The organism is Qipengyuania xiapuensis (assembly GCF_019711395.1).
In the GTDB taxonomy this organism is placed as follows: domain Bacteria; phylum Pseudomonadota; class Alphaproteobacteria; order Sphingomonadales; family Sphingomonadaceae; genus Qipengyuania; species Qipengyuania xiapuensis.
This window is the reverse complement of the sequence record NZ_JAIGNL010000002.1, coordinates 794,096-819,580: the sequence shown is the minus strand read 5'-3', so window position 1 is coordinate 819,580 and position 25,485 is coordinate 794,096. Positions and strand designations below refer to the sequence as shown.

The window sequence follows — 25,485 nt, the reverse complement described above, 5'->3', positions numbered from 1 at the left end:
TTCAACCGTGACGAATGCGCGCTAGGGCTTCGGCCCATGGCTTCAGACGTCACCTATTCGAGCTATCTCGACCTCGAGCGTATTCTCTCCGCACAGCATCCGGCCAGCGAGGCCCATGACGAGATGCTGTTCATCATCGTTCACCAGGCCAGCGAGCTGTGGCTCAAGCTGTGCCTCCACGAACTCTTCGAAGCGCGTGAATGCATCCGCGAAGACCGGTTGCGTCCCTCCTTCAAGATGCTTGCCCGCGTGGCGCGCGCGCAGGGCCAGTTGATCCAGAGCTGGGACGTTCTCAGCACGATGACCCCGCACGACTATTCGACCATCCGCCCGCACCTCGGCGGGTCGAGCGGTTTCCAGAGCGCGCAGTACCGAATGATGGAATTCCTGCTCGGCGGCCGGAATCCGGACATGATCACCATGCACGAGGCGACGCCCGACGTGGCCGAGGGCCTCCGCGAGGAACTCACGCGCAAGAGCATCTACGCCGAAGCAGTGGCGCTTCTCGCTCGCCGGGGTTTCGATATCCCGGCAGACGTGCTTGAGCGCGACCACGGCAGCCCGTGGGTGCATTCACCCGAAGTCGAGGCGGCCTGGGCAGAAATCTACCGCGACCCCAAGGAATATTGGGATCTCTACGAGCTGGCGGAAAAGCTGGTCGATCTCGAATATCATTTCCAGCGCTGGCGTTTCGGCCACCTCAAGACGGTCGAGCGGATCATCGGCTTCAAACGGGGGACGGGAGGTACGCCGGGTGTTCCCTACCTTGCCGGGGTTCTCAAGGCGGCCTTCTTCCCCGAATTGCTGAGCGTGAGGACCGCCATATGAGCTCGTACAAGAGCAAGCGGCTGATCTGGGACATCAGCCAGGTTCTCCGCCCCGGACTGCCGGTCTGGCCCGGCGATACCGACTTCGCCTTCGAGCGCACCTGGCGGATGGACGAGCGCTCGCCGGTCAATGTCGGCCGGATGACCATGAGCACGCATTCGGGCACGCATGCCGATGCGCCGCTGCACTATTCGCAGGAGGGTATCGATGCGGCGAGCATGGAGCTCGATCCCTATATCGGCACTTGCCTCGTGATCGACGCGCGCGGAGTTTCGGGCGAGATCGATGTCGCCGACCTGCCGCATATCGACAGTGTCGACCGCGTGCTTTTTCGCACATGGGACGCCTTCCCGCATGACGAATGGCGCAGCGACTGGACGCCGATCGCCGCTGAGACCATCGAATGGCTCGCGCTGCAGGGCGTGAAGCTCGTCGGGACCGACGCGCCGAGTGTCGATCCGCAGGAGAGCAAGACGATGGATGCACACCACGCCGTGCTCAAACACGATATGCGGATCCTCGAAGGGCTGGTGCTCGATGACGTGCCAGAGGGGCGCTACGAACTCATTGCGCTGCCGCTGAAGATCGGCGGCGGAGATGCGGGGCTGTGCCGCGCGATCCTGAGGGAGCTGGCCGAATGATCGATCGCGCGCGGACCCTCGATGCGGGCGATCCGCTGGCTCAATATCGCGAGCGCTTCGATGTACCCGAGGGCGTGATCTACCTCGACGGCAATTCGCTCGGCTGCCTGCCCAGTGCAACGCCCGCGCGGCTGGAGGAGGTCGTGCGCGGCGAATGGGGTCGGGACCTGATCCGCAGCTGGAACACCGCCGGCTGGATCGACCTGCCCGCCAGCATCGGCGCCAAGATCGCCCCGCTTATCGGCGCGCAGCCGCACGAGGTGATTGCCTGCGACAGCGTCTCGGTGAACCTCTTCAAGCTGATTTCCGCTGCATTGGCGATGCGCCCCGGCCGGAAGGTGGTGCTGAGCGAACCGGGCAATTTCCCGACCGACATCTACATGATCGAGGGGCTGGAGAAGCGGGGCCTCGCCGAGCGGCGGCTGGCCGAACGCGACGATCTCATGGACGCGCTGGACGAGGACGTTGCGCTGCTCCTCCTAACCCATGCTCATTACAAGACCGGCGAGCTGTTCGACATGGCGGCCCTGACCCGCGCAGCGCACGAAGCAGGAGCGCTGGTGCTATGGGACCTCTCGCACTCGGGCGGCGCGCTGCCGGTCGACCTCAATGGCTGCGAGGCGGACTTCGCGGTTGGCTGCGGCTATAAATACCTGAACGGCGGACCGGGCGCGCCGGCCTATGCCTTTGTAGCGCAGCGGCACATCGCGGACACACAACAGCCGCTTTCGGGCTGGATGGGCCACGCTGCTCCCTTCGCCTTCGACGACGATTACCGGCCCGCGCCAGGCGTCGAACGCCTGTTATGCGGCACGCCCGGCATCCTCGGTCTCGCAGCGCTCGAAGTGGGTGTCGATCTGATCGCCGAGATCGGTGTCGAGAAGCTCTACGCCAAATCGCAAAGGCTTTCCGAGTTCTTCCGACAGTGCCTCGCCGAGTCTGGCGTCGAACTGGAGCTCGTCAGCCCTGACGATCCTGCGACGCGCGGCAGCCAGCTCTCCTTCCGCCACCATGAGGCTTATGCCATCTGCCAGGCCCTGATCGCCCGCGGCGTCATCGGCGACTTCCGCGATCCCGACATCCTGCGCTTCGGCTTCGCACCTGCGTACCTTCGCTACGAAGACATGGCCGAAGCTGCACGGCATCTGGCCGAGGTGCTCGAGAGCGGGGAATGGCAACGCGACGAGTTCCGCACCCGAGCTGCGGTGACCTGAGCTACTCTTCCAGCTCGATGTCCCAGTAGAGCCAGTCGCGCCAGGTCTCGTGCAGGTAGTTCGGCGGGAACTGCTTGCCGTGCTGTTGGAGCTGCCAGTGCGTCGGGCGGATGGGCTCTGAATAGAGCTTCATTCCGGCCTGCTTGGGCGTGCGGCCACCCTTCTTCATGTTGCAGGGCGCGCAGGCGGTGGCGATGTTCTCCCACGTCGTCTTGCCGCCGAGGCGGCGCGGGACCACGTGGTCGAAGGTGAGATTGTTCATGTCGCCGCAGAACTGGCAGGAAAAGCGATCGCGCAGGAACAGGTTGAAGCGGGTGAAGGCGGGAAACTCGCTCGGCTTCACATATTGCTTCAGCGCGATCACGCTTGGGATTTTCATGTCGAGATTGGGCGAATGAACCTCGCGGTCGTAGGTCGCGATAACGTCCACCCGGTCGAGGAAGATCGCCTTGATGGCGGTCTGCCATGGCCACAGGCTCAGCGGGTAATAGGAAAGCGGCGTATAGTCCGCGTTCAGCACGAGGCTGGGGCAGGACTGGAGGTTCCGAGTGGGATCCTCTTCCGCCGAGCGGAACGTCGCAGCTCTCTCGATCAGTTCGGCCTTGAACACTTCTTGCGTCCCTCCCTGACTGCGTCGATACATCCATGCGCAGATTCAAGCGTCAAGACCGTTACACACTGTCTATCCACAGACTTATCCCGTGCGTATGCACAGGAGGCGCGTTAGGAGGCCGGCATGGTGGTTACCCGTTTTGCTCCCAGCCCCAATGGTTCGCTGCATCTCGGGCATGCCTATTCGGCCATTGTCGCGCATGACCTTGCGAAGGAGCGGGGAGGGCGGTTCCTCCTCAGGATCGAGGATATCGACGGGGATCGCTCGCTGCCCGACAAGCCCGACGAGTTTCGCGAAGACCTCGCCTGGCTCGGGCTCGAATGGGAAGAGGTGCCCGCCCAGTCGACGCGGCTGGAAAGCTACGAGGAGGTCGCGCGCGACCTGCTGCACCGCGGGCTGCTCTATCCCTGCACCTGTACGCGAAAAGAGATCAATGCGCTCAAACCGCGCATGGGACCGGATGGCGCGATCTATCCGGGCACCTGCAAGGGGCGATCGCTGGTCATGGACAAGCCGGTCGCGCTGCGGCTCGATTCCGACCGCGCCATGGCGGAACTCGGCGAGCTTTTCTGGGAGGACGAGAACAACGGCACGCAGATCGCCGATCCGCGGATTTTCGGTGACGTGGTGCTGGTGCGCAAGGATGCGCCCGCCAGCTACCATCTCGCCGCTACGCTCGACGATGCGGCCGACGGGGTCACGCTCGTGACCCGCGGGCAGGATCTCTTCGCGATGACGCATATCCACCGCGTCCTGCAGGAGCTGCTGCACCTGCCCGTGCCTCACTGGCACCATCACCCAATCCTGATCGGCGACGATGACCAGAAACTGGCCAAGCGCCGAAATTCGCCAAGCCTGGCTGACCGCCGTGCAAAGGGCGAAGACGGGCGCGAATTGGCGGAGCGCATCCGGCGCGGCGAATTCCCTGCTGGAATTACGCTCGCGAGTGCCTAAGTAAGCGGCATGAACACCATCTTCATCATCATCTTGCTCCTGGCCATGATCATGGTCGTCGTCTCACTCGTGCGCGGTGTGGTCGCTTTCCTGAAAAGCACCAAGATCGACCTCGAGAGCGGCGAACAGGTCGATGCCACGGAGATGCAGCTCGCGCAGAACAGGGCCATGATGGCCCGTGTGAAGTGGCAGGCCGTGGCGATCGTGGTGATTGCCATCATGCTCGCGGTCGCCAACTGACGCGCGGCCCCTCGTGGTCAAGCTCACCAAGATCTACACGCGCACCGGCGATGACGGGACCACGGGTCTCGTCGACGGATCGCGCCTGCCGAAACATGCCGCGCGCATGGAGGCCATCGGCGCTGTCGACGAAGCGAATTCGGCCCTCGGTGTGGCTGCCGTTGCGCTGGAAGGTTCGCAGCACGCCGACGCACTCTTCCGTGTCCAGAACGACCTGTTCGACCTCGGCGCGGACCTAGCGACGCCGGCTCCGGAGGGTGACGATTTCGCCCCCAGCGAGATGGTCCTGCGTGTCGTGACGGCGCAGGTGGAATGGCTGGAGAAAGCCATCGATGCGCTCAATGCCGACCTCGAACCTCTGACGAGCTTCGTCCTGCCGGGCGGCAGCGAAGCATCGGCGCGGCTCCATGTCGCCCGTGCCGCAACGCGCCGGGCAGAGCGTGCGATGACCGCCATGGCATCGGTCGATGCGACCAATCCGCAGGCGCTCGCCTATATCAACCGGCTCTCCGACTACCTCTTCGTCCTCGCCCGCGTGGCGAACGATGGCGGCAAGCGCGACGTAAAGTGGATTCCCGGCGCTAATCGCTAGCCAAGCCCCTGTCCCCTCGCTAGACCGCGCGCTTTGCTGCACATGCGAAGGGATTTCTCGATGAGCAAGACGATCGCCATTATCGGCGCTGGCCAGATGGGCTCGGGTATCGCGCAGACGATCGCCCAGCACGGGATGGACGTGCTGCTGGCCGACGTCAGCCTCGACGTGGCCGAGAAATCGGTCGCCGGTATCGACAAGGCGCTCGGCAAGCTGGTCGGCCGCGGCAAGATCGAGATCGCCGACGCGGAAGCCGCGATGAAGCGGATCACCCCGGTGGGCGACTACGATCGCATGACCGAGGCAGACTTCATTATCGAGGCTGCGACCGAGAAAGAAGAGATCAAGAAGGTCATCTTCGAGAAGGCCGGAGAGAAGCTCGGCGCGCATGCCGTGATGGCCTCGAACACCAGCTCGATCCCGATCACCCGCATGGCGAACTATTCGCCCGACCCGGCGCGCTTCATCGGCCTGCACTTCTTCAATCCCGTGCCTGTCATGGGCCTGATCGAAGTGATCCCGGGCCTCGCGACGAGCGACGAGACAACCGCGCGCACCAAGAGCTTTGCCGAAAGTCTCGGCAAGGAAGTCGTGCTCAGCCAGGACGAGCCGGGCTTCGTCGTCAACCGCATCCTGCTGCCGATGATCAACGAGGCCGTCTTCGTGCTCGGCCAGTCGACTGCGGGCATCGAGGATATCGACAAGGGCTGCCGTCTCGGGCTCAACCACCCGATGGGGCCGCTTCAGCTGGCCGACTTCGTCGGGCTCGACACCTGCCTCGACATCCTGATGGTGCTCTACAAGACAACCCGCGACACCAAGTATCGGCCCGCGCCGCTGCTGGTGAAATATGTCGAAGCCGGCTGGCTCGGTCGCAAGACCGGCCGCGGCTTCTACGACTATTCGGGCGAGGTCCCCGCGCCCACGCGATAGGAACTAGCTGCCCCTGCCGCCCGTTGGTTGTGCAAAGGAGAATTTGCATGACCGAACGCAAGGTAGAGAGTCAGGAAATGCGCCAGTCGGGCCTCGCGCCCGAAACGCATAATGACGAGCAGGACGACCATCGCAGCCAGGCGCAGGAAGTTGCACAGCAGGCAGAACAGCTGACAACCGAGACTCGTTCGCCCACGGAAAGCGGCAAGAGCAACAACTCGTCCGGTCTCATGGGCGATTCCACCCAGGACACCATCGATCACATGCGTGACATGGAAAGCTCGGGCAGGATCGACATGGACGCCTATCGCGGCGAACCCAACCATGATGACAACGAGGGCAAGTACGGGAAGAAGAACGAAGTCGATCCCGACCTTCCGAACGAGAATGACTGATCAGCCGCCAATATCGCCATCGTTGAGTATCCAGAGGCCCGCGGTAAGGATCGCGGCGCCTGTGGCTACGGCATAGGCCATGATCTTGAAGTTGGGGGTAGGGATAGCCTCGAACTCGTGCGGGTCGAGCCTCTGCAGCGTTTTGCAGGCACGCCGCTCCGCCGTCACCGCCAGCCAGGCTCCGCCGACGATGAACATCGTCGCGATGGCCTTTGCGAGCCACGGCGGCTCGAATTCACCGAATACGGCTCGAAAGCCCAATCCGATGCCGATTGCGGCGAAGGCGGTGCGCATCCATCCCGCAAATGTCCGCTCCATCGCCATGATGTTGCGGTCCTCGGCGAGGTCGGTGCGGAACTCCGCCCACTCTGTGCTCTTGTCCTTGCCTTTCGGCGGATCGTCCTGTGCCATGATTGTCCAAGCGGGTGAGCGCCGCGAGGGTTCCGACAGTCCTATAGGGGGTCGGTGGTTACGAAGGGCTCGGTATCGTTCACGAGATAGCTGTTGTCGGGCGGCGTTGTGTCTGCAGGGCCGTCATTCGAGCCCGCTGCGGCATACCATGAATCGAGATCCGTGCCCGCTGCGGCAGGGCCGGTGTCGGGCGTGACAGAACCGCCGTCATCTGCCGTTTCGCCGTACCACGCGTCGAGATCGCTAGAAGTATCGGTGCGCGCTGCAGCAGTCCGGCGCGGGGCAGAATCGACCGATTCCATCGGGCGTCCGGCAGGCAGGGCCTTGGTGCCGTGCTTTTCATGAAACGCAATTTCGGCGCTGCGCATATTGGCGTCGCGGCCGAAATAGGTCGAAACGCCATAGAGCATCGCGGCACAAAGGCCGGTGATCAGGAAAAGTCCGACAAATGTCGCGCGCAAGGACATTCCTCCCGCTTAGCGGGAAAGGGTTAATTTCAGCTTTTCGCCGCCTCGGCTTTGAGCCGGTAGAGCTCGTCGAGCGCTTCGCGCGGCGAGAGTGAATCCACGTCGAGCGCTTCGAGCGCATCGCGTAGCGCGTCGCACTGTTCTTCCTCGGCCTGCGCAGTGACCGCGAACAGCGGCAAGTCGCCGAGGCCAGCGGCAAGCCCGCCGGTTTCTGCCCGCCCTTTTTCCAGCTTGTCGAGCACTGCCTTGGCGCGCTTGATGACGGGCTGCGGCACGCCGGCAAGCTTGGCGACCGAGAGGCCGTAGCTGCGGTCCGCCGCGCCCTTTGCCAGCTCGTGCAAGAGGACGAGATCGCCCTTCCATTCGCGCGCCCGAACATGATGGAGGCTGAGAGCATCGCACGTGTCGGCGAGGCGCGAAAGCTCGTGATAATGGGTTGCGAAGAGGCACCGGCAGCCGAGCTGCTCGTGCACCGCCTCGACCACCGCCCAGGCGAGCGCCATGCCGTCATAGGTAGAGGTGCCACGCCCTACCTCGTCGAGGATGACGAAGCTGCGCTCGGTCGCCTGGCTGAGGATCGCTGCAGTCTCGACCATCTCGACCATGAAGGTCGAACGCCCGCGCGCAAGATTGTCCGATGCGCCCACGCGGCTGAAGAGCCTGTCGGCGATGCCGATGCGGGCCGAGGAGGCAGGTACGAAGCTGCCCGCCTGCGCCAGCAGCATGATCAGCGCGTTCTGGCGCAGGAAAGTCGATTTACCGCCCATGTTCGGACCGCCGATGAGCCAGAGGCGATCGTCCGGGCCGAGCGAGCAGTCGTTGGCGACGAAACGTTCGCCCGTCTTGGCGAGCGCCTGCTCGACCACGGGATGCCGTCCGCCTGTCACATCGAGGCAGGGCTCGTCGGATATTTCGGGGCGCGTCCAGTCGCCTTCGACGGCACGCTCGGCCAGCGCGGCGGCGACGTCGATCCGGGCGAGCGCTGCGGCAGTCGCAGCGATCGCTTCGCGCGCGGCAACGACTTCGCCGACCAGTTCCTCGAAATGGGCTTCCTCGGCTGCCAGAGCATGGGCTCCGGCTTCGGCAATGCGGCTGGCTTCCTCGTGGAGGCCGATGGAGTTGAAGCGCACCGCGCCCGCCATCGTCTGGCGGTGGGTGAAGCCGCTGTCGGGCGCCATGAGCTTGTCGCCATGCTTGGCGGGCACTTCGATGAAATAGCCGAGGACCTTGTTGTGCTTGATCTTGAGCGACGCTGTTTCGGTGTCTTCGCGGTACTTCGCCTCGAGCGCGGCGATGGCCTTTCGCGCATTGCCGGAGGTCTCGCGCAGCGCGTCGAGTGAATGGTCGTATTCCGGTGCGATAAAGCCGCCCTGGCTGCGCTCGGTGGGCGGCGAAGCGACCAGCGCCCGCGCGAGATGGTCGACGAGGGCGGCATGCCCGCCGAGCGCCTGCGAGGCATCGCTGAGCAGCGGCGGCAGGTCCGCACTCGCCGCCAGCATGTCGCGCACGCGGCTTGCCTCCGACAGGCCATCGCGGATCTGGCCGAGATCGCGCGGACTGCCGCGTCCCGCGACCAGGCGGCCCAAGGCGCGACCGATGTCGGGTGCCTGCCGCAGGATCGCGCGGAGGTCTGCACGCAGGAGCGGATCGGAGTGGAAATGCTGCACGCTCGCAAGCCGCGCCTCGATACCGGCGCGGTCTGCCAGAGGTGCCGACAGGTCCTCTGCGAGCTGGCGTGCGCCCGCACCCGTCGCGCAGCGATCGACGCAGGCAATCAGGCTGCCTTCGCGTCCGCCATTCTGTGCGGTCAGGATTTCGAGGCTCGAACGCGTTGCGGCGTCCATCGCGAGATGCGCACCGCTGCCGCGCGCGCCCGGAGGGAGGAGGAACGGGAGCTTCCCGCGTCCAGCATGGTCGAGATAGGAGATTAATCCGGCAGCAGCGGCCAGCATCGGACGCGAGAAATCGCCAAGTCCGTCCAGCGTCGCGAGGCCATGGATGGCCTTGAGCCGTGCCTCGCCATCGTCGCTGCGGAAATCGTGGCGCGGGCGGGTTATGACGTCCGAAGCGCCATCGTCCCAATCGTCTGGTGCCACGACCTCGCTCGCGCCGAGGCGCGCCAGTGCCGCATCGAGCCGGTCGGGCTCGCAATCCTCGAGGCTCATGCGACCGGTCGAGATGTCGCAGGCGGCAATGCCTACGCCGTCGCGGACTGGAGCGATCGCCACCAGCAGGTTCGCACGCCGCGGTTCGAGCAGAGCCTCTTCGGTGAGCGTGCCCGCTGTAACGAAACGCACGATGTCGCGAGCCACCAGCGCCTTTGATACCGGCTTGCCTTCGCGCTTGGCGCGTTCCCTGGCCTCGTCGGGCGTCTCGGTCTGCTCGGCGATGGCAACGCGGCAGCCGCCCTTGATGAGCCTTGCAAGGTAGCCCTCTGCCGAATGGACCGGCACGCCGCACATCGGTACAGGCTCGCCGCCATGCTCGCCGCGCGTGGTCAGCGCGATATCGAGCACCTGGCTGGCAACCTTCGCATCATCGAAGAACAGCTCGAAGAAGTCTCCCATCCGGTAGAAGAGCAGGGCGTCGCCTGCCTCGCGCTTGAGCGCGAGATACTGCTCCATCATCGGGGTGGGTTTAGCGGCCATGCGCCTTGCCGTAGCGGCCCGCCTGACGATTCGGGAGTCGGGCAAGGCGCCTTTCCCCTATGACTTGGCGAAAAATATCCTTAGGGGCTTGGCCGACCAATCAGAGGACCAAGATGGCCGAAGAAAAGCAGACCGGTTTCACCGCGCGCGAGGCGCTGTTCTACCACGAGACTATCCGCCCGGGTAAGATCGAGATCATCGCCTCGAAGCCCATGGCGACGCAGCGCGACCTCGCGCTGGCCTATTCGCCGGGCGTCGCAGCGCCGGTCGAGGCCATTGCCGAAAACCCGCAGGACGCGGCGCGCTACACCGCGCGTTCGAATCTCGTTGCGGTGATTTCGAACGGTACGGCGATCCTCGGCCTCGGCAATCTTGGTGCGCTGGCCTCGAAGCCTGTGATGGAAGGCAAGGCTGTCCTGTTCAAGCGCTTCGCCGATGTCGATTCGATCGACCTCGAACTCGACACCGAGGACCCGGAGGCCTTCATCAACGCCGTTGCGCTGATGGAACCGAGCTTCGGCGGCATCAACCTCGAAGACATCGCCGCACCCGAATGCTTCATCATCGAGCAGGCGCTGCGCGAGAAGATGAATATCCCGGTGATGCATGACGACCAGCACGGTACCGCGATCATCTCCGCTGCCGGCCTGATCAACGCCTGCCACCTGACCGGCCGCGATCTCGACAAGGTGAAGATGGTCGTGAACGGCGCCGGTGCATCGGCCCTGGCCTGCACCGCGCTGATCAAGGCGATGGGCGTGCGCCACGAAAACGTGATCGTGTGCGACCGTGCCGGACCGATCTATCCCGGCCGCGAGAATGTCGACCAGTGGAAGAGCGCGCATGCGGTCGAGACGCCGCACCGCAGCCTCGAAGAAGCGCTCGAGGGCGCTGACGTCTTCCTCGGCCTGTCTGCGGCTGGAGCGCTCAAGCCCGAGTGGGTCGAGAAGATGGCCGACAAGCCGATCATCTTCGCCATGGCCAACCCCGTGCCCGAGATCATGCCCGAAGAGGCCAAGGCCGTGCGCCCCGATGCGATCATCGCCACCGGCCGATCGGACTATCCGAACCAGGTCAACAACGTGCTTGGCTTCCCCTTCATCTTCCGCGGCGCGCTGGACGTGCAGGCGACCTCGATCAACGAGGAAATGAAGATCGCCGCTGCGCAGGCCATCGCCGAGCTCGCCCGCGAACGCGTGCCCGAAGAAGTGGCCGCCGCCTATGGCGTGAGCCACCAGTTCGGCGAGGATTACATCATCCCTGCGCCCTTCGATCCGCGCCTGATGGAAGTCGTGTCGTCGGCAGTTGCGCAGGCGGCGATGGATTCGGGTGTCGCACAGGCCCCGATCGAGGATTTCGAGGCCTACCGCCACGCGCTCAAGGTCAGGCTCAACCCGACCACCGGTGCGCTCACCAATATCTACGAACAGGCCAAGGCAAACCCGAAGCGGGTCGTCTTCGCCGAAGCGGAAGAGGACGTGGTGCTGCGCGCCGCCATCCAGTTCCGCGACTATGGCTATGGCGAGCCGATCCTCGTCGGCCGTACCGAGAAAGTCCGCGAGAAGCTGGTCGAGCTGGCCGTGGACGATCCCGACGACTGGATCATCGAGAATTCGGCCGTGTCGGACAAGGTCCCGGCAATGGTCGACTATCTCTACAAGCGCCTGCAGCGCCGCGGCTATACCGAGCGCGACGTTGGCCGCATGGTCAACCAGGAGCGCAACGTCTTCGCTGCGCTGCTGGTCGCTCTCGGCCATGGCGAGGCGATGATCTCGGGCCTGACCCGCACATTCGCGCAGACCGCCCGCGAAGTCGGCCGCGTGCTCGATCCGAAGCCCGGCGCAACGCCTTTCGGCATTCACATGATGGTGGGCAAGAACCACACCACCTTCCTCGCCGATACGACGATCAACGAGCGTCCGAGCGCCGCCGAGCTGGCGCATATCGCGCGCGAGACTGCGGCTGTCGCCCGGCGCATGGGCCATGAGCCGCGCGTCGCTTTCCTGTCCTACTCGACCTTCGGGAATCCTTCGGGCCAGTGGCTGGGCAACATTCGCGATGCGGTGGCACTGCTCGACGCGGACGAGGGCGTGAACTTCGAATATGAAGGCGAAATGGCGCCCGATGCGGCGCTCAACCCGAAGGTGATGGAGCTTTATCCGTTCAACCGCCTCTCGGGTCCCGCCAACGTGCTGATCATGCCGGGCCTCCAGTCCGCCAACCTTTCGGCCAAGCTGCTACGCGAGCTGGGCGGCGAGACCACGATCGGCCCGATGATGGTCGGGATGGAAAAGCCGGTCCAGATCGCACCGATGACCGCGATTGCGCCCGACGTGCTGACGCTCGCCGTGCTCGCAAGCGCCGGCGTGGTGGGCTGAGGAGGCGGTTCGTCGCCCAATCGGCGCGGCCCGCCGAGCCGTTCATCTTTGTGCAAGTGCGCGGGCGCTTCAGCATCCTTCACGTGCAAGGGATCGCATGTGAAAGGATAAGAAAATGAAGAAGTTTTTCGCACTTGCAGTCATCGGCGCCGGCTTTGTCGCCACCCCCGCCATGGCGGACGACAACGAGGCTCCGAGCGGGTTCTTCATCGGCGCGCTCGGCGGCTATGAGGGCGTCGACGTGGAGTCGGCCGATGGCACCGCCACGGCGACCGCCGACAGCGCCGTCTACGGCATCAACGCAGGCTACGACCTCGGCCTTGGCGGTGCATTCGTCGGTATCGAGGGCGAGCTTTCGACCAGCGACGGCTCGACGAGCTTTCCCGGCAGCTTCGCCGGTGCCCGCGAAGGCCTCGAAACCAATGGCCAGTACTATCTCGGTGCGCGCGCCGGGTTTGCGCTGACCCCGGGCATCGCGGCCTACGGCAAGGTGGGCTACACCTCGCTCGACACGACCGCCTTTACCTCCAGCGGCTCGCTTTCGGATCTCGAGGAGAACACCGACGGCATCCGTTACGGCGCTGGCATCCAGATCGAGCTGCCCTCGGCTCTCGAGGCACGCCTCGAGTACCGCCGCTCGCAGTACAACGACCTGGCCGACATCGACCAGGGTGAAGCGACGACCGACCAGATCGTCGCCGGCATCGGCCTGCGCTTCTAAGCGCCGGGCTTCCTAGAACGGCAGGGCCTTGCCGGTGTAGTCGACATATGCGTAGCCACCGCTCGCATTCTCGACGACATCGGCGAGGCCCTTTGCGCTTTCCTCGACGGTGATGTGCGCATTCGGGCCACCCATGTCGGTCTGCACCCAGCCGGGATGAAGCGAGAGCACGGCGATGTCGCGTTGCTTCGCATCCTGTTCGGCAATGCCCTTCGCAAGCATGTTCTGCGCGGTCTTGCTGGTGCGGTAGAGCTCGTAACCACCCGAGCTGTCCTCGATCGAGCCCATGAGCGAGCTCATGAAGGACAGCGAGCCGCCCTGCTTGATCTGCGGCAGCAGCTTCTTGCCGAGATGCGCGGGGCCGAAAGCGTTGGTCATCATCACCTCGGCCACTTCCTCGGACGTCGCCTGCTCGCTCGACTGGTGCCCTGCGCCGGTGATGCCGGCGTTGACGATCACGGCGTCGAATTCGCCATCGACCGAGAAGGTCGAGGGATCGGTCACGTCGAGGGTCGCGACAGCCACTTCATCGAGTGAATGAAGTTCTTCGCTTTGCGAGCGCTCGGTTCCCGTGACGTCCCAGCCGCGCTCCTTGAACTCCTTTGCAAGGCCGAGGCCGATGCCGCGCGATGCGCCGACGATGAGTACGTGCTTGCTCATTTCGAAAATCTCCTAGGCCGGGTGGACCAGCGTCTTGAGGTTCATGAATTCATGGAGGCCGAACTCGGCCAGTTCGCGCCCGTGGCCAGAGCGCTTGATGCCGCCGAATGGTGCCTCGATCCTGGAGCCGTTGACCGCGTTGAAAGTGGTCATGCCTGCCTCGATGACATTGGCGAAGTGTTCCTTCTCGTCTTCGTCATTGGTCCAGACCGCCGATCCGAGGCCGTAGGGGATCGCATTGGCGATGGTCGTCGCCTCGTCGATGTCCTTGGCCTTGTAGAGCTGTCCGACGGGCCCGAAGATCTCGTCGGTCCCCGTTTCGCTGGCGAGCGGGACATCGGTGAGAAGACCAGCGGTCATCCACGCGCCGGGCCGGTCGATCTTCTCGCCCCCGAACACCAGCGTGCAGCCCTCTTCCTTCGCTTTCTCGACCTGGTCGAGCACGGTGTCGCGCTGGCCTTCGCTCGAAAGCGGGCCGAGCTCGGTATCGTCCTCCATCGGGTCGCCCAGCTTCACATCCTTGAGCGCCGCGATGAACCTGTCGGCGAAGTCGTCGTAGATGGCGGCATGGACGATGGTCCGCTTGCCGCAGATGCAGGACTGGCCGTTGTTCTGGATACGCGCGAACACCGCGTCCTTCACCGCCTGGTCCATGTCTGCCGAGGGCATGACGATGAAGGGATCGGTGCCGCCCAGCTCGAGCACGACCTTCTTCAGGTTCTTGCCAGCACGCTCGGCCACGGCGCTGCCCGCGCCCTCGCTGCCGGTCAGCGTCGCCGCGACAATACGCGGGTCGTCGATCACCTTGCCGATCGGATCGGAGGAGACGCACAGGTTCTGGAACAGGCCTTCGGGCCCGCCTGCCTCAAGCACCAACTCTTCCATCCTCTGAGCCACGCCCTGCACAATGCTGGCATGCTTGAGGACACCGACATTGCCGGCAAGGATCGTCGGCGCGAGGAAGCGGATGACCTGCCAGTATGGGAAATTCCACGGCATCACGGCCAGCACCGGCCCCTGCGGAAGCCAGCGCGCCTCTGCCCGGCCGCCATCGGAAAGGTCCCAGAATTTCGATTCGAGCATCGGCGGGCCCTTGTCGGCATAATAGTGCAGCAAGCTTGCGCATTTCTCGACCTCGCTACGTGCCTGCGTGATCGGCTTGCCCATCTCTGTGACCGCGAGGCGGGCGAGCTCTTCCTTCTTTTCCTCGTAGAGGTCGCCCAGCGCATGGAGCAGCGTGGTGCGCTGGTCCAGCGAGGTGGTGCGCCAGTCGCGATAGGTACGGGTCGCAGTCTCGAGCTTCGCGTCGATCCCGTTCTCGTCGAGCGTTTCGTAAGTGGCGATCGTCTCGCCGGTCGCGGGATTGGTGGTCGTGATCAAAACGTGTTCCTTCGTGTCTCTTGCACCATCAATGGGCACGGGGCGGGCGCGTTCCGCACCTATGTCTCGCAATCGGCGAGCTGTCGGGCTAGTCTTGCTCAATGGATGCCATTCCGAACCAGCGACACCGCTTCGCGATTCCTCCCGACATCCACTATTTGAACTGCGCCTACATGGCGCCGCTTTCGGACAGCGTGTCGAAAGCGATGGTCGACGGCGCGATGCTGAAGCGCTCGCCATGGACCTACAGGCCGCAGGATTTCTTCATCGCGAGCGAGGCCTTCCGCGACAGGGCCGGAGAGCTTGCCGGAACTTGCGCCGACCACATCGCGATCGTCCCCTCGGCCAGCTACGGGCTCGCCGTTGCTGCGCGCAACCTGCCTGTGAAGGCCGGTCAGACGATCGTCACGCTTTCCGACCAGTTTCCTTCCAACGTCTACACATGGCGCTCGCTTGCCCAAGAGCGCGGCGCGCGGGTGGTGGCCGTCTCGCGCGGGAGCGAAGCGTGCTGGACCGAGGCAGTCCTCGAAGCGATCGACGAGGACACCGCGATTGCCGCGCTCCCGCATTGCCACTGGGCCGACGGGCGGATCGTCGACCTAGAAAGGGTGGGGCAGAAGTGCCGCGCAGTAGGGGCGGCCCTCGTGCTCGACCTTACCCAGTCGCTCGGCGCCCTGCCGCTCGACTTCGAGGCGGTGAGACCCGATTTCGCTGTCGCTGCCTGCTACAAGTGGCTGATGGGGCCATACGGGATCGGCATGCTCTACGTCGATCAGCGCCACCACGAGGGCGAGCCGCTCGAGCAGAACTGGATCAACCGTGGAGGGTCGGAGGATTTCACCCGGCTTGTCGACTACCGCGACGACTACCAGCCCGGCGCCCGGCGCTTCGACTTCGGCGAACGATCGAACCCGCCGCTTCTGAACGGCGCGATTGCCGCGTTCGATTTCCTGCTCGAGTTCGGCATCGAGGCGATCGCTCAAGAGTTGGGCAAGGCGACCACGCGTATTGCGGTGGAAGCGGAGAAGCTCGGGCTGACTTCGGCGCCGATAGGCGTCCGCGCGCCGCATTTCCTCTCTCTCGGTTTTCCCGAGGGCGTGCCCGAGGGGCTCACGGAGAAGCTGGCGGCACGGAAGGTCTTCGTGTCGCTGCGCGGCCAGTCGCTGCGCGTCACACCCCATCTCTACAACACGCCCGAAGACACCGACGCGCTGCTCGAGACCTTGCGCGAAATGCTCTGATTGCGGTTATTTCCGGCGGAAGCGGAAGTACCAGACCTCGTGGCCATACGTGTTGCGCGCCTTGTGCTCGTAGCGCGTTTCGCACCAGCCCGAGGGGCGGTTTTCCCAGCTGTGCCGGTCTTCGATCACCCATTCGAATTCGTCGGTGAAGCGGCGCATGACCATCAGCGCGTGACGCAGATAGACCGGATGATCGGTGCCGAAGCGGAATTCGCCGCCGGGCTTGAGCTTGTCTGCGATCATGCGCACCGGCCCGTCGTTCATCATGCGGCGCTTGGCGTGCTTGTTCTTGGGCCAGGGATCGGGATGGAGCAGGTAGAGCATTGTCAGCGCGCCGTCGGGCACGCGGGCGAGCGCATCGAGCGCATCTCCGTGGTGGATACGGACATTGGCGAGCCCGCCGTCGCGCACATGGGTCAGCGCCTGCGCGACACCGTTGAGGAAGGGCTCTGCACCGATGAAGCCATGGTCGGGCAGCAGGTCCGCCCGATAGGCAAGATGCTCACCCGCACCGAAGCCGATCTCGAAGTGCAGCGGCCTGTCGAAGCCGAACAGCGCCTCTGACGTGACGGGCCCTTCCGCCGGTACCGCGATCTGCGGCAACAGCTTGTCGACCAGCTCCTGCTGGGCCGCGCGCAAGGGCTTGCCCTGGCTGCGGCCATAGAGCCGGTTGAGCGTGGTCGGATCGCCTTCCTTGAATGCTGACATGCGCAGCCCGCTAGGCGATGGCAGCGGGGCTTGTCCAGCTTGTCGGCTCGGTCAATTCGGGGGTTGAGGCGGGAGGGGCAGTTTCGCTACTCGCCCCCGCGACATGAATGATCTCGTGAACGACTATTTCGAACTCGCCCTATGGCTCCAGTCGCTGATTGCGCTGACGGGGCTGGCGCTCGTCGCGCTGGCGGTGAACTGGCTCATCAAGCGGGTGCTGCTGCGCTTTGCCGAGCCCTATCTCGATACGCGCAGCAAGACGGCCGACAAGGCCGCTGCCTGGCTGGCAACGGTCATCCCGCTGCTGATCGTATCGCGCGGCATCCAGGCAGTACCCAACCTCCCCGAAGAGGTGGTGACCGTCACCGTCAATGTCGCGCGGTCGCTGATCGTCCTGTCGGTGGCCATGGGGATCAACTGGGCGCTGAACTACGTCAACGAACTCTACTCGCGGCGCCCCGAAGCGCGAAGCCGCCCGATCAAGGGCTACGTGCAGGTCCTCAAGATCGCGATCTTCTTCGGCGCAGCGATCCTGATGATCGCGGTGCTGATCGAACAGTCGCCGCTGTTGCTTCTATCGGGCCTCGGCGCGATGGCCGCGGTGCTCCTGCTGGTGTTCAAGGACACCATCCTCAGCCTCGTCGCCAGCGTCCAGCTCACCAGCAACGACATGCTGCGCGTGGGCGACTGGATCGAGATGCCGAGCATGAATGCCGATGGCGATGTCATCGACATCGCGCTGCACACGGTGAAGGTCCAGAATTTCGACAAGACCATCACGACGATCCCGACGCACAGGCTGATCGCGGACAGCTACCGCAACTGGCGCGGGATGAGCGAGAGCGGCGGGCGGCGGATCAAGCGCAGCCTCGTGCTCGACCAGAATTCGGCCCGCTTCCTGACCGAAGAGGAAGTGGAGGGTCTCAAGCGATTCCGCCTGCTTCACGACTACCTCGACCGCAAGGAGCAGGAGATCGCCGAGTGGAACCGGCACGAACTTTCCAGCGATTGCGACGAGATCAATGCGCGGCGGATTACCAATCTCGGAACGCTGCGCGCCTATGTGATCGCCTATCTCAAGAGCCACCCGCGCATTGCGGGCGAGGGCTTTACCCTGCTTGTCCGCCAGCTTCCGCCGGGGCCGCAGGGCCTGCCGCTCGAGATCTACTGCTTCACCAACACCGTGAACTGGGACGAATACGAAGCCATCCAGGCCGACATCTTCGACCACATGCTCGCAATCCTGCCGGAATTCGGCCTGCGAATCTACCAGCAGCCGAGCGGGCTCGACCTTGCAGCGGCGATGAAGTCACTGCCGGCGGGCTGACCACAATGGCCTAGTGCCTGGTGACGGTCTCGAGTTCGCCGGGATCCCGCCTGTCCTGCCGGGCTGCGAAGCTCGTTTCGATGAGGTTCGTCAGGACGTGCGGCATCACGGGCTTGCGCAGGATACGATCGGGCTGGATGCCATCGAGCCGCGCGGCGATGTCGTTGATGTCCCAGCCGGTGACGAGGATCGTGAACATGTCGGGGCTCGAGCGCTTGACCGCCTCGAGCAGTTCGAGACCGTCGTGGTCGCCGTCGAGAGCGAAATCGAGGATCAGGAAATCGGGCGGGGCATCGCGCAACAGCTTGATCGCGTCGGCAGCATTGGCCGCGCGCCCGACAACGTTGCAACCTGCCGATTTGCAAGTTTCATCGAGCATGAAGGCAAGAATCTCGTCGTCCTCGACGATCGCCACCTTCGGTTGAATTGAAGCTACCATTGCGAAACCCTCCGCCGTTGCCGGCAAACAAATCGCAAGCGCAGCCCCCTTGCGCTCGACCAAAACTCCCCCTGATGAGACGGACTATCTAAACGCAAGATGCGTTTAAATTACGTAATGTTACGTAGCAGAAATCGTTCCCAGACCAAATAACATAAGAAACACTTCCACTATAAATACAAAGCTCCGGGGCCTTTCGGCCGCCGGAGCTTCCTCCCGTCAACTAGACGGTCAAGTAATTCAGGCGGCTTCTGCCTCTTCGTTCGGATCGCGCAGAACATATCCACGGCCCCAAACGGTTTCGATGTAGTTCTCGCCGCCACAAGCATGGCTGAGCTTCTTGCGCAGCTTGCAGATGAAGACGTCGATAATCTTGAGTTCGGGCTCGTCCATGCCGCCATAAAGGTGGTTCAGGAACATTTCCTTGGTCAGCGTGGTGCCCTTGCGGAGCGACAGCAGCTCCAGCATGGCATATTCCTTGCCGGTCAGGTGGACGCGGGCACCGTCGACTTCGACGGTCTTCGCATCGAGGTTCACGGCAAGCTTGCCGGTGCGGATGATCGACTGGCTGTGGCCCTTCGAGCGGCGCACCACGGCGTGGATGCGAGCGATGAGTTCTTCGCGGTGGAACGGTTTGGTGACGTAATCGTCGGCGCCGAAGCCGAAGCTGCGGATCTTCGAATCCATTTCGGCGATGCCAGAGAGGATGAGAACCGGCGTCTGGACCTTGGCGACGCGGAGCTTCTTGAGCACGTCGTAGCCATGCATGTCCGGAAGGTTCAGATCGAGCAGGATGATATCGTAATCATACAGCTTGCCCAGATCGAGGCCCTCTTCGCCCAGGTCGGTCGAGTAGACATTGAAGCCTTCGGTCGTGAGCATGAGCTCGATCGCCTTGGCGGTTGTCGGTTCGTCTTCGATCAGCAGTACACGCATGGGTTAGTCCCCCTAGCCCTGTTTCCCCGGCCCCGATGAGGGGCTTTGTCTTCGTTAACCAATATGGGTGTGAATGGAAAAGGTTAACGTGAGGTAAAAGCCGTTAACTTTTTCGACTGTTGTCGGGCTGCACCAGTCACTGCATCAAATGTTACGTAGCTTCTTCTCGCGGCGCCTTTGCGCGCTCGATCCGATGCCGATCGCCTCGCGATATTTTGCCACCGTCCTGCGAGCGAGGTCGAAGCCCTCCTCGTTAAGGAGATCGGCAAGTTTCTGGTCGGACAGGACTTTCTTGGGGTCCTCCGCATCGCACAGGGACCTGATGCGCGCCTTGATCGCCTCGCTGCTCGCGCCTTCACCGCCCGCTGCCGCAACCCCGCTGGAGAAGAAATACTTCATTTCGAAGGTCCCGCGCGGGCAGGAGAGATATTTATTGCTGGTGACGCGGCTGACCGTCGATTCGTGCATCTCGATCTTCTCGGCCACTTCGCGCAGTGTGAGCGGGCGCATTGCCGAAACGCCCTCGCGGAAGAAACCTTCCTGCAGCGTAACGATCTCGCTCGCAGTCTTGAGAATCGTCTTCTGGCGCTGGTCCAGCGCACGGATCAGCCAGTCGGCCTCGCCCAGCTGTTCGTTCAGCCAGGCACGTGAGGCCTTGTCGCGCGCCCCCGCTTCCAGCTCGACGTAATACTCGCGGTTGACCACGAGGCGGGGCAGGCTCGCTTCGTTGATGCGGATCTGCCAGCCGCCACCATCGGAAGGCGAAACGAGGACATCCGGCACGATCGCCGCCTCGCTCTCGCCGCCATAGCGGCACCCCGGCTTGGGATCGTACCCCCTCAGCTCGGCGAGCATGTCGGCGAAATCTTCCTCGTCGACTTCGCACAGCCGCCGGAGGCGCGCGATGTCGCCGCTCGCGAGGAGGTCGAGGTTCTCTATGAGCCGCGCCATGCACGGATCGTAGCGGTCGGCCTCCTTGGCCTGCAGCTTGAGGCACTCCTGCAAGGAACGCGCACCGACACCGGTCGGGTCGAGCGACTGGACCAGTTCGAGTGCATCCTCGACTTCGACCAGCGGCGCGCCGAGGTCGTCGGCAAGGTCGCGCAGGGAAGTATGGAGATAGCCTGCCTCGTCGAGCTCGTGGACGATACGGTTGGCAATGATCGCCTCGCCTGGAGAATAGGACAGGGCGCCGATCTGATCGGACAGGTGTTCTGCGAGGCTCGGCCCGTCGCTGGATCGGTTCTCGAGGTCGGGCAGGCCATCGATCGCGCCGCCGCTGCCCGGTGTCTGCGCCCAGTCGCCGCTGTCGCCGGGAGCGGCGTCGGTGGTGCGGGCATATTCGGCGATATCGAGCGCGGACTCGCCGTCGAAATCGGGGGTCGCCTCGTGCTCCGATGGCTGCGACTCGCCTGTATCCTCGCCCTTTTCGTGTCGGACCTCTCCGATCTCGAGCAGCGGATTGCTCTCGAGCGCATCGGCCACGAAGGTCTCGATCTCGAGATTGGACAGCGCCAGCAGCTTGATCGCCTGCTGGAGCTGCGGCGTCATCACCAGCGATTGCGTTTGCCGTAGGTCTAGCCTCGGACCGAGCGCCATCGAACTAACTCCAGGCGCGCGCAGTCATCACAGCGTGAAATTCTCGCCGAGGTAGAGACGCTTCACGTTCTCGTCGGCGACCAGCGCTTCGGGTGTGCCAGCGAACAGGACCTGCCCGCCATAGATGATGCAGGCGCGGTCGACGATTTCGAGAGTCTCGCGCACGTTGTGGTCGGTGATAAGGACGCCGATGCCGCGCGTCTTCAAGTCCTTCACGAGGTCGCGAATGTCGCTGATCGAAAGCGGGTCGATCCCGGCGAAAGGCTCGTCGAGCAGCATGATCGAGGGCTTCGCGGCGAGGGCTCGCGCGATTTCGGCGCGGCGGCGCTCACCACCCGAAAGCGCCATGGCGGGGCTTTCGCGCAGGCGGGTAAGACCGAATTCGTCGAGCAGCCGGTCGAGTTCGGCGGCGCGCGTGTCAGGATCCGGCTCGACCATTTCGAGCACGCAGTTGATGTTCTGCTCGACCGTCATGCCGCGGAAGATGCTCGTTTCCTGCGGCAGATAGCCGAGGCCGAGGATCGCGCGGCGATACATGGGCAGGTTGGTGACATCCTCGCCGTCCATCAGGATACGGCCGGCATCGGGGCGCACGAGGCCCATGATCGAATAGAAGCAGGTGGTCTTGCCGGCACCGTTCGGCCCGAGCAAGCCGAGCACCTCGCCTTTGCCGACAGTGAGCGAGATATCGGTCAGGACCTGCCGCTTGTCGTAGCTCTTGGCGATAGAGATCACTTCCAGCCCGCCCTGCGGAATAGGCGGGGCTGCGTCGTGTACGGCATCGTTGTCAGCGCTCAGGAGATCTTCGGCCATGCGCAGGGCCATAGCATGGAGAACCTGCAGGAAAACCCCCGTAGGCCACCCAAATCGACGAATTGGCAAGATTCGTGCATGAACGGGTCAAAGCGGCGCAATCTGCGCAACGGCGCTTGCCAGACCGCAACATTTTTGAAACTATCGGAGTCGCTAGGAAGTCTGGGGAGACTGAGAATGGGCAAGGCAATCGAGAACAGCCACGAACACGAGCATCGGCGCGACTGGCGCAAGGCGATGAGTGACAATGTGGCAACGGCTCTCATTGTCTATACCGGCCTCCAGATTTTCGTGACCGTCAATGCCCTGAAGGAAGGCGTTTCCTCGACGCTTCCCTATTTCGCCCTCGTCATCCTCGTTGCAGCCATCATCCCGGCATGCCGCTGGTTCGAAAAGCGTTGGAAGGACTTGTCCGATGCCGAGGCGGCCGACGAGGACCTGCGCCCCGCTTTTCGCCGCGACCAGTTCCTTCTCTGGGCGCTGGCCATCGGACTGCCCTTCGTCCTGACCGGAATCCTGAAGGCAATCTTCGCCGCAACTGCCTGAGGCTTGCACCACACGCCGCACCTCCCTAGCCGGACCCCAAGACCGGTATTCGGAGTTGTGACCCCAGATGATTGATCATGAAACTGCTCTGGCGCGCTGCCAGGACCTCGTCGCGCTGGCCCAGCGGATGGGTGCCGATGCGGCCGACGCCGTTGCGCGCGCGAACTCTTCGGAATCGGTCAGTGTGCGGCTCGGCGATCTCGAAGCGGTCGAGCGTTCCGAGAGCGAGGAAATCGGCCTCAGGGTATTTGTCGGCATGCGCTCGGCGTCGATCCACACCAGCGACTTTGCACCCGAGGGGTTGAAGGCGCTTGCCGAACGGGCGGTCGAGATGGCCCGCCACGCGCCCGAGGACGAATACGCAGGCCTTGCACCGGAAGATCGTCATTTCACCGGCGACATGCCCGAGCTCGAGCTTGCCGATCCCGCCGAACCCGGTCCCGAGACGCTGCGCGAGATGGCGCTCGCGACTGAAGATGCCGCGAGGGCGGTGGAAGGTGTCACGAACAGCAATGGCGCCGGCGTCAGCGCCGACCGATCGGTGGTCGCGCTCGCCACGTCGACCGGTTTCGCGCGCGGGTACGAGGGGACCGGCTTCTCGCTTTCGGCCAGCATGGTCGCAGGCGAAGGCGGCGACATGCAGACCGACTACGCGCAGCGCGGTGCACGCTTTCTCGCAGACCTGCCGTCGGCCGCCGAGATCGGGCGAGAAGCTGGCGAGCGGACAGTCGCAAAACTCGATCCCAAGTCGATGCCGAGCGAGAAATTCCCGGTCGTCTTCGACCCGCGTATCGGAGGCGGACTTATCGGCCACCTGATCGGCGCGATCGGCGGACCGGCGATTGCGCGCAAATCCAGTTTCATGCTCGGTCACGAGGACGACCAGCTGTTCGATGGCGGCATCGACATCATCGAGGAGCCGCATCGCAAGCGCGGCCTGCGTTCGCGCCCCTTCGATGGCGAAGGCGTCGCCTGCACGCCGCGCAAGATCATCGAGGGGGGCAGGCTGACCGGCTGGCTGACCAATGTGGCGTCGGCCAGCCAGCTCGGCCTTGCACTGACGGGCCATGCCGGCCGCGGCGGCGGCGGGGCGCCGGGGATCAGCACCAGCAATCTCCACTTGCCTGCGGGCAGCGTCAGTCCCGAGCAGCTGATGTCCGATATCGAGGACGGTCTCTATGTCACCTCGCTCTTCGGCCAGGGGGTCAACATGGTCACGGGTGACTACAGCCGCGGTGCAACGGGTTTCCGTATCCGGAACGGCCAGATCGCCGAACCGCTTGCGGAAATCACGATAGCTGGCAATCTCAAGGACATGTTCCGCGCACTCACTCCGGCAAACGATCTCGAGATGATCCGTTCGGTCAATGTGCCGACGGTCCGTATCGACGGCATGACGGTGGCCGGCGAATGAAGCGACTGCTCGCCAGCCTTCTTCTCCTGGCGGCGACACCTGCTGCAGCGCTGCTGCCGACCACGCCCGAGACCGAAGCACCCGCCGAGGTCGAAGCCCCGGTCCAGACGATCGAGGATACGCAGGACGAAGGCGCCGACGAGCGAATCGCCGAACGCATAAGGGGCATCTTCTCCGAGCTTCCCGCATTCGAGGACGTGACGATCGATGTCAGACAGGGAGTGGTGACCCTGTCGGGCACCGTTCCCGACCAGCAAGCCGTGGCGCGCGCCGAGGCCATTGCGGCACGTGTCTCCGGCGTCGTCACGGTCGAGAACGACCTTGAGCGCGACCTTTCGATCTCGGGTGACGGATCCGGTATCGGCAGCCTGGCCGACCGGGTGAACAGTTTCGTCGACATGCTACCGCTGATCGCCCTCGCGCTCGGCATCTGGGCGGTCATTTCGATCATCGGATACCTGATCGCGGGATGGTCCTGGTTCTGGGAAAAGGTCGCGCCCAACGGGTTCCTCGCAGAGCTGATCGCCAGCGCCATTCGCTTTGTTTTCGTGGTCGGCGGCCTCGTCGTCGCGCTCGACATTCTCGGAGCCGGAGCGCTGCTGGGCGCAGTGCTGGGCGGCGCGGGTGTGATCGGCCTCGCGCTCGGTTTCGCACTGCGCGAGACGATCGAGAACTACCTCGCTTCGCTGATGCTCAGCCTGCGCCAGCCTTTCCGGGCAAACGACTGGGTGAGGATCGACGACCTCGAAGGCCGCGTCATCCGCCTCACCAGCAGGGCGACCGTGTTGATGACGCTCGATGGCAATCACCTGCGCATTCCCAACGGCCAGGTGTTTCGCGCGGTCATCACGAATTACACCCGCAACCCGCAGCGCCGGTTTGAATTCGACCTTGGGGTGGATGCCGATGACGATGCCCGCGCCGCGCGCCAGCTGGGCCGGGACACGCTCGCCGCGCTCGATTTCGTGCTCGACGATCCGGCACCCGAAGCGCGGATCATGGAAGTGGGCGATTCGAATGTCGTGATCCGATTCCTCGGCTGGATCGACCAGGAAAAGACAGACTGGTGGAAGGCGCAGAGCCAGGCGATCCCGGCCGTGAAGGAAGCGCTCGAGGACGCAGGCTTCGGTCTGCCCGAACCGATATACCGCCTGCGCTTCGATCCGCGCAGCGCGAGCATCCCTTTCCAGCAAGGCGCGGGTGCTTCTCCGGAAGCCGAGACGAAGGCTCCGCCGAAAAAGACCGTCCAGCAGATCACGGTCACCGAAACCGACGAGGACGTCCGGCCGGTCAACGAGATCGCGGACATGGTGGAGCGGGAGCGGCGCGAAAGCGGCGGAGAGCAGGACAAGGACCTGCTCGATCCGTCGCGGCCCGTCGAATAGGC

General features: G+C 64.0%; 26 protein-coding genes. 15 read left to right on the top strand and 11 right to left on the bottom strand.

What is annotated here, in order from left to right:
- Positions 1-36 precede the first annotated feature (36 nt).
- From K3163_RS13160 to kynU, 3 genes are read left to right on the top strand one after another with little or no spacing between them, the layout of a single operon-like run.
- A complete protein-coding gene (locus K3163_RS13160; RefSeq protein WP_221554521.1) occupies positions 37-828 on the top strand; it encodes a tryptophan 2,3-dioxygenase in 792 nt (263 codons plus the stop codon).
- Positions 825-1,469, top strand: a complete 645-nt coding sequence (gene kynB / locus K3163_RS13155; protein ID WP_221554520.1) for an arylformamidase — start codon at positions 825-827, stop codon at positions 1,467-1,469. The genes K3163_RS13160 and kynB overlap by 4 nt, the downstream gene beginning before the upstream one ends.
- Positions 1,466-2,683 carry a kynureninase gene (kynU, locus tag K3163_RS13150; protein WP_221554519.1) on the top strand — a complete coding sequence of 406 codons (1,218 nt, stop codon included), beginning with the start codon at positions 1,466-1,468 and terminating at the stop codon, positions 2,681-2,683. Before kynB ends, kynU begins: the two co-directional genes overlap by 4 nt.
- 1 nt (position 2,684) lies before the next feature.
- On the opposite strand, the gene K3163_RS13145 is transcribed toward kynU, so the two are convergent.
- Complete coding sequence (locus tag K3163_RS13145) at positions 2,685-3,293, bottom strand: HNH endonuclease (RefSeq protein ID WP_221427470.1); 609 nt, start codon at positions 3,291-3,293, stop codon at positions 2,685-2,687.
- A gap of 126 nt (positions 3,294-3,419) precedes the next feature.
- Here K3163_RS13145 and gluQRS point away from each other — a divergent pair, with 126 nt between their 5' ends.
- The 5 genes from gluQRS to K3163_RS13120 are packed head-to-tail and all read left to right on the top strand — an operon-like array spanning position 3,420 to position 6,410.
- Positions 3,420-4,250, top strand: coding sequence for a tRNA glutamyl-Q(34) synthetase GluQRS (gluQRS, locus tag K3163_RS13140; RefSeq protein ID WP_221427471.1), 831 nt, complete (start codon positions 3,420-3,422; stop codon positions 4,248-4,250).
- A gap of 9 nt (positions 4,251-4,259) precedes the next feature.
- On the top strand, positions 4,260-4,490 hold the full coding sequence (locus tag K3163_RS13135) for an HIG1 domain-containing protein (protein WP_221554518.1): 231 nt from the start codon (positions 4,260-4,262) through the stop codon (positions 4,488-4,490).
- 13 nt (positions 4,491-4,503) lie between these two features.
- A complete protein-coding gene (locus K3163_RS13130; protein WP_221554517.1) occupies positions 4,504-5,082 on the top strand; it encodes a cob(I)yrinic acid a,c-diamide adenosyltransferase in 579 nt (192 codons plus the stop codon).
- 60 nt (positions 5,083-5,142) lie between these two features.
- Positions 5,143-6,015 (top strand): 3-hydroxyacyl-CoA dehydrogenase NAD-binding domain-containing protein, encoded by an 873-nt coding sequence (locus tag K3163_RS13125; RefSeq protein WP_221554516.1) that lies wholly within the window; start codon positions 5,143-5,145, stop codon positions 6,013-6,015.
- A 47-nt stretch (positions 6,016-6,062) separates the two neighbouring features.
- Complete coding sequence (locus K3163_RS13120) at positions 6,063-6,410, top strand: hypothetical protein (RefSeq protein WP_221554515.1); 348 nt, start codon at positions 6,063-6,065, stop codon at positions 6,408-6,410.
- Here the strand turns inward: K3163_RS13120 and K3163_RS13115 are convergent, their stop codons facing one another.
- Genes K3163_RS13115 through mutS form a run of 3 tightly spaced genes read right to left on the bottom strand, consistent with a single transcriptional unit; the run spans position 6,411 to position 9,936 of the window.
- A complete protein-coding gene (locus tag K3163_RS13115) occupies positions 6,411-6,821 on the bottom strand; it encodes a YidH family protein (protein ID WP_221427476.1) in 411 nt (136 codons plus the stop codon).
- Positions 6,822-6,862: 41 nt separating this feature from the next.
- Positions 6,863-7,282 carry a hypothetical protein gene (locus K3163_RS13110; RefSeq protein ID WP_221554514.1) on the bottom strand — a complete coding sequence of 140 codons (420 nt, stop codon included), beginning with the start codon at positions 7,280-7,282 and terminating at the stop codon, positions 6,863-6,865.
- Positions 7,283-7,317: 35 nt separating this feature from the next.
- The gene (gene mutS, locus K3163_RS13105; protein ID WP_221554513.1) at positions 7,318-9,936 is read right to left on the bottom strand and encodes a DNA mismatch repair protein MutS; all 2,619 of its coding nucleotides are present in this window, start codon (positions 9,934-9,936) and stop codon (positions 7,318-7,320) included.
- A 113-nt stretch (positions 9,937-10,049) separates the two neighbouring features.
- Between mutS and K3163_RS13100 the strand changes: the two genes are divergently transcribed.
- The gene (locus K3163_RS13100; RefSeq protein ID WP_221427479.1) at positions 10,050-12,314 is read left to right on the top strand and encodes an NADP-dependent malic enzyme; all 2,265 of its coding nucleotides are present in this window, start codon (positions 10,050-10,052) and stop codon (positions 12,312-12,314) included.
- Between the two features lie 115 nt (positions 12,315-12,429).
- The gene (locus K3163_RS13095) at positions 12,430-13,035 is read left to right on the top strand and encodes an outer membrane protein (RefSeq protein WP_221554512.1); all 606 of its coding nucleotides are present in this window, start codon (positions 12,430-12,432) and stop codon (positions 13,033-13,035) included.
- Positions 13,036-13,047: 12 nt separating this feature from the next.
- Here K3163_RS13095 and K3163_RS13090 read toward each other — a convergent pair whose 3' ends face one another.
- Together K3163_RS13090 and K3163_RS13085 are read right to left on the bottom strand one after the other, a co-directional pair.
- Entirely contained in the window at positions 13,048-13,695 is a 648-nt protein-coding gene (locus K3163_RS13090) for an SDR family NAD(P)-dependent oxidoreductase (RefSeq protein ID WP_221554511.1), read from the bottom strand.
- A 12-nt stretch (positions 13,696-13,707) separates the two neighbouring features.
- Positions 13,708-15,075, bottom strand: coding sequence for an NAD-dependent succinate-semialdehyde dehydrogenase (locus K3163_RS13085; RefSeq protein WP_221554510.1), 1,368 nt, complete (start codon positions 15,073-15,075; stop codon positions 13,708-13,710).
- Between the two features lie 101 nt (positions 15,076-15,176).
- Here K3163_RS13085 and K3163_RS13080 point away from each other — a divergent pair, with 101 nt between their 5' ends.
- Positions 15,177-16,316, top strand: coding sequence for an aminotransferase class V-fold PLP-dependent enzyme (locus K3163_RS13080; RefSeq protein ID WP_221554509.1), 1,140 nt, complete (start codon positions 15,177-15,179; stop codon positions 16,314-16,316).
- A 6-nt stretch (positions 16,317-16,322) separates the two neighbouring features.
- Here the strand turns inward: K3163_RS13080 and trmB are convergent, their stop codons facing one another.
- Positions 16,323-17,024: a tRNA (guanine(46)-N(7))-methyltransferase TrmB gene (trmB, locus tag K3163_RS13075; RefSeq protein WP_221554508.1), complete on the bottom strand. Its 702-nt coding sequence runs from the start codon at positions 17,022-17,024 to the stop codon at positions 16,323-16,325.
- A gap of 103 nt (positions 17,025-17,127) precedes the next feature.
- On the opposite strand from trmB, the gene K3163_RS13070 reads away from it, so the two are divergent.
- Positions 17,128-18,351 (top strand): mechanosensitive ion channel family protein, encoded by a 1,224-nt coding sequence (locus tag K3163_RS13070; RefSeq protein ID WP_221554507.1) that lies wholly within the window; start codon positions 17,128-17,130, stop codon positions 18,349-18,351.
- Positions 18,352-18,361: 10 nt separating this feature from the next.
- Here the strand turns inward: K3163_RS13070 and K3163_RS13065 are convergent, their stop codons facing one another.
- The 4 genes from K3163_RS13065 to lptB form a co-directional block, all read right to left on the bottom strand.
- On the bottom strand, positions 18,362-18,790 hold the full coding sequence (locus K3163_RS13065) for a response regulator (protein ID WP_221427486.1): 429 nt from the start codon (positions 18,788-18,790) through the stop codon (positions 18,362-18,364).
- A 240-nt stretch (positions 18,791-19,030) separates the two neighbouring features.
- A complete protein-coding gene (gene ctrA / locus K3163_RS13060) occupies positions 19,031-19,726 on the bottom strand; it encodes a response regulator transcription factor CtrA (RefSeq protein WP_090477376.1) in 696 nt (231 codons plus the stop codon).
- A 144-nt stretch (positions 19,727-19,870) separates the two neighbouring features.
- On the bottom strand, positions 19,871-21,325 hold the full coding sequence (gene rpoN, locus K3163_RS13055) for an RNA polymerase factor sigma-54 (RefSeq protein ID WP_221427487.1): 1,455 nt from the start codon (positions 21,323-21,325) through the stop codon (positions 19,871-19,873).
- 27 nt (positions 21,326-21,352) lie between these two features.
- On the bottom strand, positions 21,353-22,138 hold the full coding sequence (lptB, locus tag K3163_RS13050; protein ID WP_221554506.1) for an LPS export ABC transporter ATP-binding protein: 786 nt from the start codon (positions 22,136-22,138) through the stop codon (positions 21,353-21,355).
- 177 nt (positions 22,139-22,315) lie between these two features.
- On the opposite strand from lptB, the gene K3163_RS13045 reads away from it, so the two are divergent.
- The 3 genes from K3163_RS13045 (at position 22,316) to K3163_RS13035 (ending at position 25,483) form a co-directional block, all read left to right on the top strand.
- Positions 22,316-22,684, top strand: coding sequence for a hypothetical protein (locus tag K3163_RS13045; protein ID WP_221554505.1), 369 nt, complete (start codon positions 22,316-22,318; stop codon positions 22,682-22,684).
- A gap of 67 nt (positions 22,685-22,751) precedes the next feature.
- The gene (locus tag K3163_RS13040) at positions 22,752-24,098 is read left to right on the top strand and encodes a TldD/PmbA family protein (protein ID WP_221554504.1); all 1,347 of its coding nucleotides are present in this window, start codon (positions 22,752-22,754) and stop codon (positions 24,096-24,098) included.
- Positions 24,095-25,483, top strand: a complete 1,389-nt coding sequence (locus K3163_RS13035; protein ID WP_221554503.1) for a mechanosensitive ion channel family protein — start codon at positions 24,095-24,097, stop codon at positions 25,481-25,483. The genes K3163_RS13040 and K3163_RS13035 overlap by 4 nt, the downstream gene beginning before the upstream one ends.
- Positions 25,484-25,485: the final 2 nt, after the last annotated feature.

Excerpts from the sequence above, each read along its gene's own strand:
- lptB (WP_221554506.1), bottom strand. The coding sequence starts at position 22,138 with ATGGCCGAAGATCTCCTGAGCGCTGACAACGATGCCGTACACGACGCA.
- K3163_RS13080 (WP_221554509.1), top strand. The coding sequence starts at position 15,177 with ATGGATGCCATTCCGAACCAGCGACACCGCTTCGCGATTCCTCCCGAC.
- K3163_RS13135 (WP_221554518.1), top strand. The coding sequence starts at position 4,260 with ATGAACACCATCTTCATCATCATCTTGCTCCTGGCCATGATCATGGTC.
- K3163_RS13160 (WP_221554521.1), top strand. The coding sequence starts at position 37 with ATGGCTTCAGACGTCACCTATTCGAGCTATCTCGACCTCGAGCGTATT.
- gluQRS (WP_221427471.1), top strand. The coding sequence starts at position 3,420 with ATGGTGGTTACCCGTTTTGCTCCCAGCCCCAATGGTTCGCTGCATCTC.
- K3163_RS13115 (WP_221427476.1), bottom strand. The coding sequence starts at position 6,821 with ATGGCACAGGACGATCCGCCGAAAGGCAAGGACAAGAGCACAGAGTGG.
- kynU (WP_221554519.1), top strand. The coding sequence starts at position 1,466 with ATGATCGATCGCGCGCGGACCCTCGATGCGGGCGATCCGCTGGCTCAA.
- K3163_RS13120 (WP_221554515.1), top strand. The coding sequence starts at position 6,063 with ATGACCGAACGCAAGGTAGAGAGTCAGGAAATGCGCCAGTCGGGCCTC.
- mutS (WP_221554513.1), bottom strand. The coding sequence starts at position 9,936 with ATGGCCGCTAAACCCACCCCGATGATGGAGCAGTATCTCGCGCTCAAG.
- K3163_RS13070 (WP_221554507.1), top strand. The coding sequence starts at position 17,128 with ATGAATGATCTCGTGAACGACTATTTCGAACTCGCCCTATGGCTCCAG.
- K3163_RS13035 (WP_221554503.1), top strand. The coding sequence starts at position 24,095 with ATGAAGCGACTGCTCGCCAGCCTTCTTCTCCTGGCGGCGACACCTGCT.
- trmB (WP_221554508.1), bottom strand. The coding sequence starts at position 17,024 with ATGTCAGCATTCAAGGAAGGCGATCCGACCACGCTCAACCGGCTCTAT.
- K3163_RS13125 (WP_221554516.1), top strand. The coding sequence starts at position 5,143 with ATGAGCAAGACGATCGCCATTATCGGCGCTGGCCAGATGGGCTCGGGT.
- rpoN (WP_221427487.1), bottom strand. The coding sequence starts at position 21,325 with ATGGCGCTCGGTCCGAGGCTAGACCTACGGCAAACGCAATCGCTGGTG.
- K3163_RS13040 (WP_221554504.1), top strand. The coding sequence starts at position 22,752 with ATGATTGATCATGAAACTGCTCTGGCGCGCTGCCAGGACCTCGTCGCG.
- K3163_RS13045 (WP_221554505.1), top strand. The coding sequence starts at position 22,316 with ATGGGCAAGGCAATCGAGAACAGCCACGAACACGAGCATCGGCGCGAC.
- K3163_RS13065 (WP_221427486.1), bottom strand. The coding sequence starts at position 18,790 with ATGGTAGCTTCAATTCAACCGAAGGTGGCGATCGTCGAGGACGACGAG.
- kynB (WP_221554520.1), top strand. The coding sequence starts at position 825 with ATGAGCTCGTACAAGAGCAAGCGGCTGATCTGGGACATCAGCCAGGTT.
- K3163_RS13100 (WP_221427479.1), top strand. The coding sequence starts at position 10,050 with ATGGCCGAAGAAAAGCAGACCGGTTTCACCGCGCGCGAGGCGCTGTTC.
- K3163_RS13095 (WP_221554512.1), top strand. The coding sequence starts at position 12,430 with ATGAAGAAGTTTTTCGCACTTGCAGTCATCGGCGCCGGCTTTGTCGCC.
- K3163_RS13090 (WP_221554511.1), bottom strand. The coding sequence starts at position 13,695 with ATGAGCAAGCACGTACTCATCGTCGGCGCATCGCGCGGCATCGGCCTC.
- ctrA (WP_090477376.1), bottom strand. The coding sequence starts at position 19,726 with ATGCGTGTACTGCTGATCGAAGACGAACCGACAACCGCCAAGGCGATC.